At 48.4% G+C, this 17,332-nt stretch carries 16 protein-coding genes; 3 read left to right on the forward strand and 13 right to left on the reverse strand.

What is annotated here, in order from left to right; genetic code table 11:
• Positions 1–41: 41 nt before the first annotated feature.
• The 4 genes from DHB74_RS13440 to DHB74_RS13455 form a co-directional block, all read right to left on the reverse strand.
• The gene (locus DHB74_RS13440) at positions 42–986 is read right to left on the reverse strand and encodes a redoxin domain-containing protein (RefSeq protein ID WP_499161706.1); all 945 of its coding nucleotides are present in this window, start codon (positions 984–986) and stop codon (positions 42–44) included.
• A gap of 61 nt (positions 987–1,047) precedes the next feature.
• Positions 1,048–1,695, reverse strand: a complete 648-nt coding sequence (locus DHB74_RS13445) for an FMN-dependent NADH-azoreductase (RefSeq protein ID WP_499161707.1) — start codon at positions 1,693–1,695, stop codon at positions 1,048–1,050.
• Between the two features lie 62 nt (positions 1,696–1,757).
• Positions 1,758–2,969: an NAD(P)/FAD-dependent oxidoreductase gene (locus DHB74_RS13450; RefSeq protein ID WP_499161708.1), complete on the reverse strand. Its 1,212-nt coding sequence runs from the start codon at positions 2,967–2,969 to the stop codon at positions 1,758–1,760.
• A gap of 63 nt (positions 2,970–3,032) precedes the next feature.
• Positions 3,033–3,467 (reverse strand): carboxymuconolactone decarboxylase family protein, encoded by a 435-nt coding sequence (locus tag DHB74_RS13455; RefSeq protein ID WP_074781240.1) that lies wholly within the window; start codon positions 3,465–3,467, stop codon positions 3,033–3,035.
• Positions 3,468–3,573: 106 nt separating this feature from the next.
• Between DHB74_RS13455 and pdxR the strand changes: the two genes are divergently transcribed.
• Positions 3,574–4,995, forward strand: coding sequence for a MocR-like pyridoxine biosynthesis transcription factor PdxR (pdxR, locus tag DHB74_RS13460; protein WP_499161709.1), 1,422 nt, complete (start codon positions 3,574–3,576; stop codon positions 4,993–4,995).
• A 29-nt stretch (positions 4,996–5,024) separates the two neighbouring features.
• Here the strand turns inward: pdxR and DHB74_RS13465 are convergent, their stop codons facing one another.
• The gene (locus DHB74_RS13465; RefSeq protein ID WP_499161710.1) at positions 5,025–5,381 is read right to left on the reverse strand and encodes a DUF503 domain-containing protein; all 357 of its coding nucleotides are present in this window, start codon (positions 5,379–5,381) and stop codon (positions 5,025–5,027) included.
• 55 nt (positions 5,382–5,436) lie between these two features.
• Between DHB74_RS13465 and DHB74_RS13470 the strand changes: the two genes are divergently transcribed.
• A complete protein-coding gene (locus DHB74_RS13470; RefSeq protein ID WP_499161711.1) occupies positions 5,437–5,808 on the forward strand; it encodes a hypothetical protein in 372 nt (123 codons plus the stop codon).
• Between the two features lie 59 nt (positions 5,809–5,867).
• Here the strand turns inward: DHB74_RS13470 and DHB74_RS13475 are convergent, their stop codons facing one another.
• Both DHB74_RS13475 and DHB74_RS13480 read right to left on the reverse strand, forming a co-directional pair.
• Positions 5,868–6,743: a bifunctional helix-turn-helix domain-containing protein/methylated-DNA--[protein]-cysteine S-methyltransferase gene (locus DHB74_RS13475; RefSeq protein ID WP_499161712.1), complete on the reverse strand. Its 876-nt coding sequence runs from the start codon at positions 6,741–6,743 to the stop codon at positions 5,868–5,870.
• Positions 6,744–6,756: 13 nt separating this feature from the next.
• Complete coding sequence (locus DHB74_RS13480) at positions 6,757–7,071, reverse strand: SDR family oxidoreductase (RefSeq protein ID WP_211242612.1); 315 nt, start codon at positions 7,069–7,071, stop codon at positions 6,757–6,759.
• Between the two features lie 316 nt (positions 7,072–7,387).
• Between DHB74_RS13480 and DHB74_RS13485 the strand changes: the two genes are divergently transcribed.
• Positions 7,388–8,530 (forward strand): zinc-binding dehydrogenase, encoded by a 1,143-nt coding sequence (locus DHB74_RS13485; protein WP_499161713.1) that lies wholly within the window; start codon positions 7,388–7,390, stop codon positions 8,528–8,530.
• 541 nt (positions 8,531–9,071) lie between these two features.
• Here the strand turns inward: DHB74_RS13485 and DHB74_RS13490 are convergent.
• From DHB74_RS13490 to DHB74_RS13515, 6 genes are all read right to left on the reverse strand, one after another.
• The gene (locus DHB74_RS13490; RefSeq protein ID WP_499161714.1) at positions 9,072–9,806 is read right to left on the reverse strand and encodes a hypothetical protein; all 735 of its coding nucleotides are present in this window, start codon (positions 9,804–9,806) and stop codon (positions 9,072–9,074) included.
• 93 nt (positions 9,807–9,899) lie between these two features.
• Positions 9,900–12,191 (reverse strand): AAA family ATPase, encoded by a 2,292-nt coding sequence (locus DHB74_RS13495; RefSeq protein WP_499161715.1) that lies wholly within the window; start codon positions 12,189–12,191, stop codon positions 9,900–9,902.
• A gap of 126 nt (positions 12,192–12,317) precedes the next feature.
• Positions 12,318–14,237 carry an ATP-dependent nuclease gene (locus tag DHB74_RS13500; protein WP_499161716.1) on the reverse strand — a complete coding sequence of 640 codons (1,920 nt, stop codon included), beginning with the start codon at positions 14,235–14,237 and terminating at the stop codon, positions 12,318–12,320.
• A 118-nt stretch (positions 14,238–14,355) separates the two neighbouring features.
• Complete coding sequence (locus DHB74_RS13505; protein WP_499161717.1) at positions 14,356–14,853, reverse strand: hypothetical protein; 498 nt, start codon at positions 14,851–14,853, stop codon at positions 14,356–14,358.
• Between the two features lie 101 nt (positions 14,854–14,954).
• Positions 14,955–15,602: a hypothetical protein gene (locus tag DHB74_RS13510; RefSeq protein ID WP_499161718.1), complete on the reverse strand. Its 648-nt coding sequence runs from the start codon at positions 15,600–15,602 to the stop codon at positions 14,955–14,957.
• A gap of 112 nt (positions 15,603–15,714) precedes the next feature.
• A complete protein-coding gene (locus tag DHB74_RS13515) occupies positions 15,715–16,530 on the reverse strand; it encodes an LPO_1073/Vpar_1526 family protein (protein WP_499161719.1) in 816 nt (271 codons plus the stop codon).
• Between the last annotated feature and the right edge of the window lie 802 nt (positions 16,531–17,332).

The following is a 17,332-nucleotide window of genomic DNA, read 5'->3' on the forward strand; positions in this document are numbered from 1 at the left end:
CAGGTCCTTAGCAGCGCAATGGATGAGAGAGCTCCCCATCCTTATTTTTTATGGCTTTTCAGCTCACTGACTATTCTGTTTTCATCAGAAAAGTCCGTTATCCGCGCCACGACCGCATCATCCTTAATAATCAAGAGTGTTGGGAGATCATGGACAGCGTATTTATGAAACAACCGATTGCTTTTGTCTATCTGCATAGAATGCGCTATTGAGTATTTTCTTCTGTATTCCGCCATGTCTTCATCGCCAGTCCACAAGCGATTTATCACACCAAGCCAGGAGATATCGGCTGTTTCCTTGAAAACAGAATTTATTGTGTTTTGCGCTGCAGCGCAGCGCTCAGCGGACACTGGCCGCGTTTCTTTCAAATACCAGTCACACCAAGTGGCAGTGAAAAACAGAGCATGTACGTCACCATCATTGGTGTTGATCGATATATCAGGCTCGTCCTCATTCAACACGGACGAGTCAATTATCTTGTCTTTCTCCGACAGGCTTCGGGAAACCAGGTCAATCTTATTATCCAGTGAGGAATCGGCTTCATGCCCCAGATGAATCAGGTTCATCTGCTTATCAAATAAAAGATGGTAAGGCGTACCGATAAGGCGGAATTTCTGGGCCAGGTCACCACCTTCATCAATGGCCATCGGCATCGTTAATCCAAATTCTGCAATCGTGTCTTGTACCGCACGCAGGTCATCATTGAGGCCCAGGTTTATGCCGATGACTTCGATCTCATCACCATATTTTTCCTGAACATGCTCGAAGTGCGGCATCTGCTGGCGGCATGGCTGGCACCAGGTTGCCCAAAACTTCAAATACACAGGCTTTTCACCTTTGTATTCGGCCAAGCTGACAGTCTCTCCTGAGATAAGGTGTATGGGCGCGTTCAACAGCTCATCAGGTAAACCGTCGGCAACGGAGTGAGTGGCAATGAACAGCATCATGAAAATAATTTTATTTATATGGATCAGATAGTTACGCATCAATCAATCCTATTTTGATAGCAGGATGAGGAGTATCGACTGCAGTGCCCGGCTACCGCACTCACCATTCGGCAGGAGCCGCTCCAAGCATGGTTCTGCCAATATTCGTCGTATCCATGGTTGAGATCAGAGCTTCCCGATCTGCGTTCAGTTGCTCCTCATCGAGAAATGCCGTCGCTTGCAGAGGAAAGAACTGCAACGAAGTTACGCCCACGCATCCAAATGCAGCAGTCAGGTAAGGGATGAGAAAATCGGGCTGTTTTGCGTGGTCACCTGTGAATATACCGCCGGAGGCAATGCCAATATAGACCGGCTTGTCTTGCAGCAGGCCAATTTTTTCTCCCGTGGATGCGGCACCAATCGTGCGGCCCATCCGCAGAACCTGATCGATCCAGGCCTTGAGTACCGAAGGCACAGTGAAGTTGTTCATCGGCGTACCAATGACCAGAACGTCCGCGGCTTCCACCTCCTGGATCAATTGCTCCGACAGACGCACGGCGCTATCCGACTGCCACGCTGCCAACTCCCCAGGTGACGAGATCGCCGTGGCGTAGCTGGTCTCCGCGTGCGGTATGGGCTCCCGCCCCAGATCACGGCGAGTGACATGAGCAGCGGGATCCACGGCGAGCAGCCGCGCAATGATGGCTGCCGACAATTTCCGGCTATGCGAATTGGGCCTGGGACTACAGTCAATCAGCAGTATGTTCATATCACCTCCGGCCATGGCCTCGTGAAAGGAGCAGAGCGATCGGGTAAGACCGCTCTGTTCGTTCAAGCAACAACGATGCGGCTGGGATCCGCCAGGGCAAAGACTTCAGCGCGATCGCCACTCGGGGGATAGATCCACTCGGTATTGATCTTCGTCTTCAGCGCCTTGGCCTCCGCACCAGCCAGCTTTACCTGGCGATCCCAGCCTTCCGTGTAGACGGCGCCCCAGGGGCCCAGGTCCAGGCACGTCACGTACTGCGGCTGGCTATACGGGATCGGCTCCTCACCGATCAGATCTGCAGCCACATTATGGCCTGCGGAGCGCCCGAGATTCATGGCGTGCTGACAGGACATCATTGCGTAATTCCCATCTTCATCGGTGGCCGCGTAGGCGCAGTCGCCCGTGGCGTAGACCGTATCGAGGCCGTTGACCTTCAGATTACGATCAACATGAAGCCGACCGAAGTTGTCGCGCTGCGCCGGGATTTGCGTGGTCAGCTTGCTGGCGCGCGCGCCAGCGGTCCAGATAACAGTATCAGCCTCGATATATTCCCCATTCTCGAGCGTCACTCCTTTCGCATCGATGCCAGCAGCGCCGGAGCCGAGCTTCCAAGTGACTCCCAGCTCAGCCAGCGCTTGGGTAATCACTGGCCGCGGACCGGCACCCAGATCCGGGCCCACGTCTGTATTGCGCTCAATCATGATCACGCGCACTGCTGCATCCTGACCGAGGGCTTCGCGCAAGCGGGCTGGCATTTCGGCCGCCGTCTCGATGCCGGTGAAGCCGGCACCGGCAACGACCACGGTATTGCGCCCTGCACTTTCCGCCCGGCTGGCCAAACCATGGATATGTGCCTCGAGTTTCGCAGCGTCAGCAATCTGGTCAACATTGAATGCATGCTCAGCCAGCCCCGGGATCGGCGGACAATTCAGCCGGCTGCCCGCAGCGAGTACCAGGCGGTCATAGCTGATGGACCGGCGCGATGTGTCCATGCCGGTACCGACAATGTTCACCTGCTGGTTCGTCACATCGATGTGCTCAACCAGCCCCTGAATGAACGCAACACCGGTCGCCTGGAAAATGTCCTGCAACGATGCCTTCATTCCCTCGGGATTATGCTCATACAAGCGGGGCCGGACATGCAGCTCCGGTTCTGGCGCGATCAGTACGACCTCCACGTCTGTACGCCCCGCCTGATCGAGCAGACGAGCGGCGCCCAGCGCGCTCCACATACCGGCAAAACCGGCACCTATGACAAGAATACGTTGCGACATGCGTTATGCTCCTGAATCAAATCGCGCGCCAGGAACCTGGCGGCTGTGGGGGTGTACTGATACTTACTGACGCATCCCGATCGCCAGGCGATTGAATGCGCTCATCAAGGCAATGGCAAAGGTCAGGTCGGAAATTTCAACCTCGTTGAAATACGCCTTGAGCGGCTCGAAATCCTCGTCGGGTGCGTGCGTGCGATCTACGTGCGTCAGTGCCTCTGTCCAAGCCAGTGCGGCACGCTCACGCTCGCTGAAACGATCACTCACGCGCCATCCCGCCACGCTGTCGAGCTTGGCATCTGGAACGTTGTCGGCACGCAGTGCTTGCGCATGCATTTCCAGGCAGAAAGCGCAGCCATTGATCTGCGACATTCGCAGCCATACAAGCTGGATCAGCTCCATACCGAGACTGCTTTTCTCCAGCGCTGCTTTCGTAGCACCGAGCCCGCGATAGGCCTCGGGAGAGAGCGTGTGATAGGGCAAACGTTTTGGGGTACTCATGTAGATTTTCCTCAGGTGAAGATCCTTGTTGCATGGACAGTACTGTAGGAAAATCATGACCTAGCAGGTAGGTGCAAGAATTGACTAATTTAATGGGGCATTCGATATGGACTTGCAGCACCTCAGACCGAGTCAGGAACAGGGCGTGCCGCTCTATCTGCAGTTGTATCGGCGCTATCGGGAGGCAATTGCTGCGGGCAAACTCCGTCCTGGAGACCGCGTGCCGTCCGTGCGCAACCTCGCCAGTGAGTTGACGCTGGCGCGTGGCACGGTCGAAATGGCCTATCAGATGTTGGCCAACGAAGGTTATTTCGTGACGCGTGGTGCCGCGGGAACCATCATCTCGCCCCGCTTGGAGAGCCTGGCCGCAGATCACGCCAAGCTGTCAGAGCCTCCCGCTCCTGCATCACCGGCACTGCACGCGATATCCAGTGAAGTGCTGCCGTTTCAGCTCGGCTTGCCGGCGTTGGATGCATTCCCACGAAAGACCTGGTCGCGCCTGGCTGGCCGCACTATGCGCTCGTTGCAGACCACGGCCATGACCTACCCCGATCCAGCAGGCTATGAGCCTCTGCGGCGCGCCATTGCGACTTATCTGGGAATCTCACGCGGGATTGCCTGTTCGCCCGAGCAGGTGTTCGTGACGACAGGTTATCTGGGAGCGCTGGAACTGGTATGCCATGCGCTATTGAAGACGGGTGACCTGGGATGGTACGAGGACCCGGGATACATCCTCGCCCGGCAGTTCCTGGAGCGTACGGGGATGCGCCTGGAGCCGGTGCCGGTCGATGAGGAAGGTCTGAACGTGGCGGCTGGTCAGCGCCGGGCACCCCATGCGCGTTTCGCCGTCGTCACCCCGACCCATCAAAGTCCGCTGGGTGTTGCCTTGTCATTGCCGCGACGGCTGGAGCTGCTGGAGTGGGCAAACCATCGCCAGGCCTGGATTATCGAAGACGACTACGACAGCGAGTTCCGTTACCACGGCCGGCCCCTGCCCGCGCTGAAAAGCCTGGATCGCGATGGGCGGGTACTCTACACCGGGACTTTCAGCAAAGTGCTGTTTCCCGGTTTACGTCTGGCCTATCTGGTGGTCCCTGTCTCTCAAATCGGCCAGTTCAGGGATGCGGTGAATCACCGCTCAGGCTCAGGCTCCATCCTGCCCCAAGCCATGGTGGCTGACTTCATGGAACAGGGTCACTTTGGCAGGCACCTGCGCAAGATGAGAGCCTTATACGCAACCCGGCGGGGCTATCTGGTTGATGCGTTGAAACAGGAGATGGGAGAGCACTTGTATATCCAGCCACAGGCGGGCGGCATCCATGTCCTAGCCCATCTGCGCACCGAGCAGAATGACAGGGCTCTGGCGGAGGCTGCCCAAACCAGCGGGCTCGCGGTTCACGCCTTGAGCGACTGGCAGATGTGCAAGTCATCACAGGGAGGTTTACTGATGGGGTTCGCCAATTTTGCAACTGCGGAAGAAGCACGGGCGTCGGTTCAGCGGCTCAAGGCAGTGTTGGGTGAGTATTGAGATACTTGCTCTGGCAAACCTGCTGACCACTACAACCGCTCGCGAACCACATCCGTCACCCTGGCCTCGACTGTACGTTGTATCCGGTCTTCGATCTCGCTACACAGCGAGTCCAGTTCCTGTGACGAGGTGCCTACCACAACGAAAGTCCATTCGCTTGCATCCAGTCGTTCACGATCACCACTTTCACAAACGGCCACCGCAGGGTTACGCCCATAGCGCTCGTGAATCCCACCCATTCGCTGGCGCTTCTCCTTCAGCGAGCGGCAGCCTGGGAGTGAAAATGTCAGGGTTAACACAACGATTTGCATGAAGCAGTCTCCAGCCAGTTGACGGTACCCCCTCCCGGTAAGAGGCCCTACCGGAGCCCAAGGTTTGCCAGCCATGGAAACCAAAGCCCCTATGGTAAAGTAGCCACAAAATTCAACCCGGACAGTTCAAATGCTTATATACCTGCTGATCGCCTGCGACCGCCTTGAAGAAAAGCGAGAGAAAAAACTGAGGCAGAACCTGCCGGAGCTGCAAGCGGCCTTGCAGGCATATGTTGATGCCAATGCGGCCAACAATGTCACGCTGATCAACGAGTGCGAAAGCGACGATTGCCAAGACTGGCAGCTGGGAATAAGTCAGCCCGTGACGAAGAACATTCACCTTAATTTCCCAGTGGACCTGTTCAACAAGCTGGCCGAGCAATATGGCATTGATTGCGAGGTGGGTTATATCGAAGACGATGCCCGCGAGCCAGTCAGCTATTTCGGCAAGTATGAAGGCAAGGGTGAAGCGTTTTTGATAGCAGAGTATTTGGGGTTATAGCAGCGCACTCAGCGTCGTGATGGTGACGGGGGCATGTAAGTCGGGCCTCAACGCTTGAGTTAAGGCCCGTCGGGACGCGGAGGCGGCTCAAACGAATTGTTAGGCGGAGCATCCTGCATTCTTTCCCAAGTCTGTACCATCAGTTTCTTTGTGGGACCCCAACGATATCCGCCAAGCGCGCCACTTTTCTGTATAACCCGGTGACAGGGAATCAGCAAAGCGACCGGGTTTGAGCCAATGGCATTACCGACGGCTCTTGCAGCATTAGAGGCACCCAATGACTCTGCTATTTGGCCATAGCTAGCCACGGTGCCCGGAGGTATTTTCAGCAGCGCACGCCACACGGCGATCTGAAAATTGGTCCCTGCCACATGGAGCGAAAGCGGACCCTCCTTGGAGCCGGCATTGCCGCTAAAAATAGCGTCGATAACATGGCGCGTAGACGAGGTGCTTTCCGTGATTGAACTGAATGGCCAAGCGATACGAAGGTCATCCAGCAGTTCGTCCTTGCTGTTGAAGTCCATGAATCCCGCCCGACACACACCACGCGGAGTCACTGCCACAAACATGGCCCCCAGCGGGGTAGAATGTACGCCGTACTCTATTTTTAGCTGCTTTCCTCGATTCTTGTATTCCCCAGGTGTGACTGCTTCCAGCTGCACAAAATGGTCATGCAACCTTGAGCTGCCGCTTAACCCAAGTTCATGTGAGACGTCGAGCAGAGAACTAGACTTATCCAGCAATCCTTTACCTCGCTCCAATGTGAGGACCTGCAAGAATCGCTTCGGTGTCGTGCCTGCCCAACGACAAAAGAGCCGCTGAAAATGATAAGGACTCAAATGCACATGGGCGGCTATTTCCTCCAAATTGGGCTGATCAGACGCCCTATTCACAAGATAAGTCATAGCGCTCGCGATTCGGTCATAGTCTGACATGTGGCACCGCCTCTCAGACACGATTTATGGATATGCCGCCATCTACCAGCATCGCTGACCCAGTAGTAAAACTGGAAGCATCGGAAGCCAGGTAAAGCGCTGATCGGGCAATTTCTTCAGGCTGCGCGATACGCTTGAGCGCGTGAAGATTAGATACAAACTCTTTCGCCTCAGGAGTATCCGCAAATTCCTGTGCCGCCGCTGTATCAGTTCCACCTGGCAGAAGCGCGTTCACCCGGATGTTATGGGAACCATACTCAGATGCAAGCACTTGGGTCAGGCCAATCAGCCCTGCCTTGCTAGCTGCATATGCCGCCATTCCCGGCATACCTGCTGTGTAGCCGACTCACGACCAATGCCTGCACTGGCGCCAGTAACAATAGCGACTTTATTTTCGAGGGTACTCATATAATTGACCTCTTTGACTCTGTTCTTAATGGATGGGGATCTAACCGGAACAGAAACGATACTAAGAGGCCGATTCGAGCTTGCCGACCCGAATCTTGCTATGTTGCTTTAATGCTGTAACGCTCGGCACACGTGCCGATTTGTAGCCGCGGAGCGGCGGATCACGCAAGCGCTAAGGGCTTGCCCCGCATCTTGTGCGGTAACACCGGTTAGCGAAATACCAGACCACTCAACCTTTGCAGGAGAACAAAGTGTCAGATACCAACATCGAACTCACTTCGACCATTAGCGAAGACAACAAACTGGAACTTGCCCTGCGCGAGATTGAGATCCCGCAGCCGGGCGAGAACCAAGTGGTCATCCGCATCGAAGCCGCTCCTATCAACCCGTCTGACCTGGGTGTGATGTTCAGCGCGGCCGATATGACAACCGCCAGCCAATCCGGTAGCGCCGATCGCCCGGTCATCAGTGCCGATGTCCCGGCCAAGTTCATGGGTGCCGTTAAAAAGCGGGTTGGCAAGTCTATACCCGTAGGCAACGAAGGAGCCGGTACAGTTGTCGCTGCTGGCTCATCAGCCGCTGCGCAAAGCCTGCTGGGCAAAACCGTTGCGTTCATTGGCGGTGGTAGCTACCGCAAATATCTCTGTGCCAATATTCAAAGCTGTCTGGAACTGGAGCCGGGTACGACCGCAGCCGAAGGCGCTTCAAGCTTTGTTAATCCGCTTACTGCATTGGCCATGGTAGAAACCATGCGAGCTGAAGGTCACAAGGCGATCGTTCACGCTGCCGCCGCCTCCAACCTCGGACAAATGCTCAACCGCATCTGCATCGCCGACGGCATAGACCTGGTCAACATCGTCCGCAAGCCGGAACAGGAAGCATTGCTGCGCGACATGGGCGCCAAATACGTGGTCAACTCCAGCAGCGACAGCTTTATGGCAGACCTGACCGAAGCACTTATCGAAACCGGCGCTACCATCGCCTTCGACCCTATAGGTGGCGGTAGATTGGCCAGCGATATTCTCACCTGCATGGAAGCCGCCGTTTCTCGCAACATGACTGAATACAGCGTGTACGGATCTGACACCTATAAACAGGTTTATATTTATGGAGGCCTTGATCGCGGCCCGATTACTCTGAACCGCAGCTTCGGTTTTGCCTGGGGTGTGAACGGCTTCTTGCTGTTCAATGCGTTGGGAAAGCTGGGCAAGGACACCGCCGCCGCCATGCGCAAACGCGTAGCCGCCGAGATCAAGACCACGTTCGCCAGTCACTACACTCACGAAGTATCCCTGGCCGGCGCCTTGCAACTGGATGCGATCTCGGTTTACGGCAAACAGGCTACCGGAGAGAAGTTCCTGATCAAACCACAGAGCTAACGTTTAGCATCTGGCTGTAAAGCCAGCCTAGGGCGCTGGAGTGAGGTTGACTCCAGCGTCTGCATGGAAGGTAACCCTGCCGATCAATGTCTTTGAAGTTTTGCAGCTTCCATAATGACGTTCATTTCTGCCAGGGAGTTAATGCCTTCACTACAATTCTGGCCAGGACCGCAGCTATGGGCTCCACCTATTTGCTGGCAGTAAGAGGTGATGCCCTCGCTGCGCAGCCGCTTAATGGATGGATCTACCAATGCCGGCAGTCAACACGATTCGTGCCCGCCTCGACCAGACAGCCTGGCGTGAACGCAACGCCAGAGGCGAGGCAACAGATATCATGCGTGATAACTCTTTCATGATAAAAAAATTGTACCTAATCCTGTTTCCCCAAGGCTGATTGAAGTGCTCAATCTGAAAAAAAGGGGGACAGTTCAATATGAACTACCCCCCCTGTTTGTTCCCCTTTATTGATTCATTGAGCAAAGCGAACGGTTGAACCAGTTGCTAGCCTTGCTTGTATTGCTCTGCACTAACTTTTTGAAATTCAATTTAGATTTTCTGAAGACCAAGCAAGCTCATCCGCTTTAATAAGCACAATTGCAATATTTGCATCTACATAATCACAGTTCTGCGCAGGCTTAGAAATTTGACCTCGCGGATGAGGGGGAATGCGATCACCATATTTCTTTTGCAGGAAAAGTAACTTTTTGGGGCGGCCTCTAATCTCTTTAAATTCAGAGTCGTTAGCGACCTCAACAATTAGGGACTCAAGAGTCAGCGCGATCTGGTCTCGGGCTACTTCAGCGCGATCATGTCGCGTCTCCAGAATGTCAGAAATTTTTTCATGAAGATCTTCGGCCCACTCAGCAGATATCCAGCAAACACGATTCTGGCCATGGATTGCATATGTCACCATGAGGGAACGAGGAAGCCCAATATTCTGTTCTGCTTGAGAAAACTCAACGTGTAATTCGACCTTGATCTCACCAGGTGTTGGCCAGATAGACTCTCGGCTGTGCTCAACACTTTCTTTCCAGCCATTAGATATCATTTTGCCAAGAATGAATCGATCGGGGTCATAGATGATCGACTCATAAAAAATTGCTGATGGTTTCTCATGTGAAATTAAGAAGAGAAAGGATGGCTCATCTAAATCTAGATAACACGTATCAAGCAAGCCGTGAATGTCTGCGCGAATGAATGGTATGCCTAAACCAGCACACACAACTTTAAAATGTTCAATATTTTTGGATAAATCATTTCCGAAATTGACAGGCACGATTTGCTCCTGGCTAACGCCTTGCTTACCTAAAATCTGGGAGCATAGCGAGTAAATTATCTGAGTGCAGCAACTTGTTATACGCATTTCTGTTCATGCCACAACTTCCATCATTTCTTTGTAGTGCTTTTCATCTAGCTCATTTATCCAGTCAAATATATCTGAAATAACCGTAACCCCTTCACCCATCAGGTTTTCAACAAAGTCTTCATTAGTTTCGATGAGGTCATTATGTGAATACTCATTGATGAATTTTCGAATCTTTTCTTTTCCTTCATCTTCCGGATTTTGGCTTGCCGAAACAGCCACATTAAACAAGTTAGCGAAGTTCCCCCGATTCTTAGGGAATTTGAAGGACAAGAAGGATTCAAGTAGCTTGCGGGACAAGTTGGCGGCAAGGAAATGATCATCCGTTTCAAGGGTCTGTTGAGTTTTTAACGAATACAGGCGCGAAAATATATAGTGATACTCTGAGTTATATAAAGTTAGCGCTGGCTCGGCGTCTGTATAAGTTGAAGTTCGAGGCACTTCGTTGCTTGCCTTAACAGTATAGAAGTTTGCAATATTCTGGTTGTCACGCTTATTTTTTCGTGAAATCCAATCGCGCACCAACTTAAAGAACGTGAAATTATGGGTAAGAACAAATAATTGTTTTGCCTTTTCACAGTTCACTTTCATAAATGAATATGCGTGAAAAAGGTGATTGGAATCGAAACTTGAAATAGGGTCATCCACGACAACAATAGTGTCTTCAATTTTATTGTCGTTCTCCTTTAGCTTGGTTATGAAATAGACAAACGCAATAGCCGTCTTTTCACCTTCACTTAGATTTCCGTCAACTTGTTCGGAATCATTCCGAAGTATTTCATACCCTTTTTTAACTGGATTGAACCGGAGGGTTAACTCACTGCGACCAAGAAACTTATGAAGTGATTCGTTAAATTGGTCAGCGCCCACGCCTTCATTTGATAGTGAATCTTCAAGCGTTAGAATTTCAATTTTTCTTGTATTGATCGCTGTTTTTAGCAATCCATTTGCGGTTGTTCGGTCAACAACTTCTTTTTTCTTATCGTGATAACCGAATGATTTCACTTCAGTAGTTGCATAGTGAAGTTCAAGTTGTTTTTTTGCTTTGTTAGTTTCTTCTTTGAAGTTACCTGATTTATGATTATGTTTACCAGCAGCCGCGCTAATAGCGGTCATAGCATCATTAAACGCCTTTACAGATGATTCGCTAATAGCTTCAACCGTTAGACCAGTTTCAAGTAGATTAGCTGTCTTTTCTTTCAACACAGCGTGCCACACTGTTATTTCATCGTTTAGGGTTTTGATGGCTTCTTCTAAAGCTTTACATGCTTCTCCGTATCCATTTTTGAATTCGTCGTAAAAGTCACTACTTGCTGGAAGCATTGGAGGCTGAATATATTGACCAGAAAGCCATCCATCAGCACTTTCAAGCCGAGTTTGAAAGACTTTGTAATCGTCATTAAAGTGGGCTTCTAGCTGTTTAGTGCGTTCTTCGGTGATGGTACTGCCACAAAACTCACATTGGTTTGTATCGTGGCGCTTATGTAGGTCAAGGCCAGTTTCAACCCAAGACTTTATATCACCATGCTCAACAAGCCGCTGAAGAGTTTGACTGACCACACTGGTTTTCAAAAGATCATCAAGGCGCTCTTTAGCTTTAGTGAAAGTTTCCTGATTAATAGCATATTGATTAAAGGTAATCGGAGATTTTTGATCAGGCTTAGCAGCGTTGGTCAATTCAACAATTTTTTGATCGTCAAGAAGCGGGGCGTCTGATTTACTTGCTTCAAGGTTATCGTTGATAAATTTTTCAAACTTACGCTTGTCGTAGTTAAGGTAGTAATTATCAGTTGTGTCGATTGACTGAAGACTTGTCTTCATGTGCCGCGCACTATCAGTTCCAAATTTTGAAACAGCACCATCAAGTTTCCCTATCGCTTCAGCTTCTACGTTGTGTGCTTTAGTGTCAGCTTCCTGTTCCTTTTTTAGCTTTTCTAGCTTCTCACGTTCTTCAATTTTCTCTTTATCAACAAGCAATAGACTTTTTACAACGCTGTCCCATGATATGTTTTCGTCAATAAAGTCATGGTTAAAGGTGTGAATATTTAGGTCAGCACTCGATACGTTCGCTTGTGTAATTGACGTACCGTTACCAATGTTCACAGTGAACTCTGAAGAAGGAAATTTACCTGAAGTGGTGCTATTTTCGATACATCGAAAAACACCTGAAAGGGTAGATTTTCCGCTTCCATTCCACCCATAAAATAGATTGTACTTTCCGAAATCCTTAGCATTGGCATTCGTGTGATTTTTGAAAATACCGAATTGCTTTAATTTTTGTATATTATTTATTGACATAACTTCCCTGACATTTAAGTATTCACTCCACTATAGATTTTCGTATAACGCCGCGCTCACCGGCTTGTCCGGTGCAGTGCATTGTTATAGGACTCGATAAATTAAAAACGTCTGCACAAACCACACTCAAAATAGCTTATTGACTTCTTTAAACATATTTTCAAATTTATCGAGAGTGCCTTTAGAAAAGCCTTTTGCATCAATACCTGAACCCAGCAAACACTGTGATGGCTTGTAATGATTAAACCTCTTGCCTCCAAGCGCCGCTTTTAACTGAAGCAAAATAGTTGGCTTGCCATCATCTAATTCAGAAATACTTATGTCTTTATATTCTGGAAATGATTGATTGAAAATATTTAGATATTCTGATCTGCCGAACAAATCCTCAATATCTGCTTTGCTATAACTCTCACCAGCAAACTCGTCGAAGAATCTAACGCTTTTGTCTTTGATAATTTTTGATTGAATCAATCCTTCCAGTCGCTGAGAACCGCTGGAATTATTAAATGAGTCAAGCAAGCAAACCACTTTTAGCTTTGATCCTCGGAGTAATGAAATGAAGGAAACCACTTTGTCCAGGCCACCCACCGGCACAATGGTAATATCGTGTCTCAAGCCCTCACGACCTTCTCCCTCCAAAAGGCCAGACATATAGGTTAGATAGTTTAAATCTGAAGGCCCCTCAACTAGCAAATTATTCTTTGAAACAAATAGATTTTGCGCTATATCATATCCGAGCGCAGCCTGAAGTGGAAAAAGGGTGTCTGGATCTTTTTCTTGAATTGCGTCTGATATAATACTTCCGCTTTCCGAGTCATACACAGTTCTCACTCTGTTCAGCGAGTCCGATTCCACCATAAAGGGCGAGTGAGTTGAATAAACAATCTGATATTCCTTTGAAAGATCCTTAATGAACCGCAGCAAATCAGCTTGCGCAGAAGCATGCAAATTTAAGCCTGGCTCATCTAATAAAAGAATGAAGTTGCTATCTTTGTCATCCTGAATTTTACTAAACCATACTATAAATGAAAAAAACCAATTGAATCCCTTGCTTCTATTCTTGAGTGGCAACGATATTCTGTGCCTGTTATTTCTGACACGTATATCTAAGATTTTTTCTGGCTGTTGATTTGGTCTTATAACAGAGTCAATTTTGAACTCGATTGCGAGATTGCTATTGGTTGACCAGTACTCAAAAATAGTGTCTGTTATTTCATTAGAAGTAGCTTCTAACTCAGCAATGAATGCCTCAAAGCTAGATGAACTTGCCAGCTCATCTATATCAACAACAGCAAGCTCGAACAGCGCCTTTGCCGTTTCCAATTGATGTTTCGTTAGCTCACCAGTTGGTGCGTTTTTTCGAATTGATTCTATGCTTACTCTTGATGGAAGCTCATGATACTCGTCAAAGTACCAGAACCTCGGAATACGAGGGTTTAAATATCTCTTTATTATATAGGCATCTATTAGGTTCGTTTTCCAACCAAAAGCTTCTTTGACGATGTTTTCGTTAATATGAGAAATGACTTTCTTAAGCTCTTCATCTTCTCCTGCATCGCACTCTACTACCGCTTTCACTGTACCTAGTTTCAATAAGTGGTTTTTAATCTCATTTTCAAATCCCAGCTTACTTTGTAAGTTTTCAAGAAATTTTTCTTCATTGGATTTGATATAATACCAAGCACGACCAGATTTATACTTGACTTCAACCTTGAACTGCTCGGCAGTAAGAACGCCTTTGCCTAAATCCGAATTTATTTCATCAATTGTTTCTTCGTCAATTTTAAAAGTGCATGTTATTACAACTGCATCCTCTTCCGATCGTTGATACTTTTTCAGTTCATTTCGGGGGTAATCTCTAACCTCATCGAATTTGAAATCATCATCATCGGTAAAGTAATTGAACTTTGCCAGCGCCTCAAGGAATGCTGTCTTTCCGCTTTCGTTCTTACCAACAAGAGTAGTTACGTCATCCTCAAGCTTTATAACTTGTTCATTGGTATAGCTCTTGTATTTATTAATTTTCGCTTCCGTTAAAATGAACACAGCTTTCTCCAATTTTTCGATGTTTATATTTTAGACAAACCTGTCTTGCCTATAACGTTTGGTTAAGGGCGGGCTTTAGCCCGTCCCAGTGAGCGTAGCTAACGGTTTGAACCAGTTGTTATGTTTTTTTGGGAAGCTCATCTTTTGCTATTTCTATTAGCTTTGGAAGATTTGCTTCTACAATCGTTCTGATTTCATTTGCCTCAATTAGAAACCACTCCGCTCTTTCCCTTTCAGATTCGTAACTTCCAAGGCTCTGGTCATGGATTTGAAATGCCGCTCTTGAAATTGATTGGTCAATGGTTTCTAGAGTTTCAGAGAATTTTGTGGAAAATATGAGATTTCCCGTTCTGGCCAGCTTTGATATTAACCGTAGCGCTAACTCTGGCTCAGCTTTTACGCTGTTTGATGGTTCGCAATGGTGATCAGCACGGACTTGTTCAGACCAATGAAGAAGCTCCTCCAATGCCTCAATTGCGGATTTGTAAGAGTTGCGTCTCTCATCCCAGAACTTTTCTTTTTTAAATTTATTTAGCGCTAGTAGTGATCCGCAGTAAGCAGATATGAAGCCTACAAAAATAGGTGAGACAATTTTTAATATTTCAGCGTAGTCCAATGACTACCTCCGGAACATAACGCCTCAATAACCGGCAGCCGCAATGCAGCGAAGCGGAAGGTAGGCTGTCCGGCGCCGCAGGCGCGTAGTTGATTGATCTGTTAGGTATTGCAGCTACTTACAAACGATGCAGCATAATCAAGAAACGGGCCGAGACGCCAATATGCAGTTTTTGATTGAGCTATTTCTACATCAAGCTGTTTCGATGCTTCTGTTTCAATATGCGCTAGGTTTCTTAGCTCATAGGTACGCTTAATATCCTCAGCGTAAGCCGCTTCGAGAAAGCCAATGCGTACTGCACAGTCAACTTTATCTTTAAATGGTATTGAATTTTTTGGAGTTTTTGCGTCGCGATATACGCAGGTGAATATATCTTCGTCCCCATACTTAACCTTGGTTAGACTGCCCAAGGCGTTCACTGGCTTATATGCCTTATGAGTTTGGATCTGTATAACTTCCGGATGCTCTTTAAGCAACCCCCACAACAAGTTGGTTATCACGGCTTCGTATATTGAGGCATATTGCATAATTTGAAACTTCACAAATGGATGCTGCTCGTCATTTTGAACGAATGTAGCCTCCATTAGCTTGTAGACATAACGTGCAGAGTAAAAAGCTCTTCCCAATCGAAGCCTAAGCTCAGCGTCGTCAATAAATGAGAATTTATCTATGTGCCAAGACATATCTCCAGGGAGATCTCTTACACAATAATCATGGATGAGATTTCTAGTTTCTTCTTTTAAAGGCATGATCTTCCTTAGTGTTGCCTAACGCTCGGCTTTGGGGCGGACTTGGAGCCGCGAAGCGGCGGAAAGGCCGTCCCAGCCCCGAAGGGGCGACAATAGCCGCTTGTTACATACTTTACCGCACACAATCTTTAATAGGCATTCTTCCAAATATCTTTTCTAACATTTTTGTTGCTATCACTTGCCCGGCAGTAGTTAAAGTAAGCTGATGAAGAGAAAGTTTGTCATATTCTTCAAGAAAGCTGCACACATTAGGAAATTTTACTTTAACGTCTTCGACTTGCAGGGTTGGATATTTCTTTTTGAAGCTATCTTGAAGTGTGTTCCCACCCATTATATTGATATAGCTACCCGCGCCTGATGAAGCTATTGTCTTTAATTTAGTTATGGAGATGCTTTTACACTGGGACAAAAAATGTCTATTCAACTCAACAAACACTTGATCTAAAGCCGCTTCATTACTGAATGATAAAGATTGAATGAAGTGAACAATTGGCAAGACAGAAAGTAGCTCATGCGTTAATTTTGGTATGATATCTATTGCATATTCAATACAGTTATCAACGTAATCATCATTCTCTTTCTCTAGCCGAGCTTGTAGTAATTCGGACAATAGATTTATATCTATTTTTTTGCCTTTCTTAGCGGCGCTTTGGACTGCGGAATTAAATGTACTTTGTACATCTGGCTCAGCTAACTTAGATACTTCAATCTGATCTAATCTAGCCTCAAGCTTTTGATAGGTTGAAGAGACAAGCGTTTTTACGTTTTCTTGTGCCTTTTGAGCTGCAGCGGCCTCCAGCTTTGGGAAATTCTCGTGCAGCAGTAGGTTGAATAACCTTTCACAACTTTCAAAAGTTAGCCCTACTGACATATCGCCTGCGACTTGAATGGAGGTAGAATTTTCCTTAACTGTTGCTTTCTGATTCATCTTTCTCGCCTATTGTTAGATTTCCGCCAACCTGAATTCCTGTTCCATTTTTAACGTTCTGCTTTTGTGTTGTCTTATTAATCATTTTCGACCCAACAAAGAACAAACCCACTAGGGCTAAAAGCGCACCTATATACGTTGCTATATCATTTCCAGTTAAGGTATTTAGCCAATCTATCATTGTGTGATCACTCATTGGTTTTGTATGTAACAGTGATTAGATCGCACGCAGCACTAATACATAACAGTGACTGCGACATAACTCCGCTTCACCGAAATCACGCCGCCAGAAATATACTTTAAAAACAATAACTTACAGCTCACACCACAGCCCACCCCGTATTCGCTTGACTGCGTCTTTTCATGAATCCATTACTACTGGGTACAAACCCACCCCGCCAGGCACGCTACCGCCCGCCCCTCAACAGGCGGGCAAGCCAATACGCTCTCGATTCGGGTATGGAAGGTAGGCTGTCCTTGCCCCTTGGGCGGGAACGGCTGCGATCCATGCTTTGGGGTCAACATAGCCCAGAGAATGGCGCTTGGCCATAGTCGGAAAGTCATAGAGTGTGAATGCAGATGTCGGGGCGCCGTATGACCTGCGCTCAATGCACCCTGCACGCCATACAAACAAGGATGCGACCACCCTCCCTCCTCGCTATAATGGCCGTTTTTGCGACTCTGTCTCATGGCGCGCGGAGTTCCTGCTTTATATAGCCCCACCGATCGGCGGGCCAGGCGGGACTCCTGTAAGCTGCCGTGGCACCCTTTACCGTCGCCAGCCATATACCGGACAGCCAAA

The organism is Pseudomonas sp. G11-1, assembly GCF_024031555.1.
GTDB lineage: Bacteria > Pseudomonadota > Gammaproteobacteria > Pseudomonadales > Pseudomonadaceae > Halopseudomonas > Halopseudomonas bauzanensis.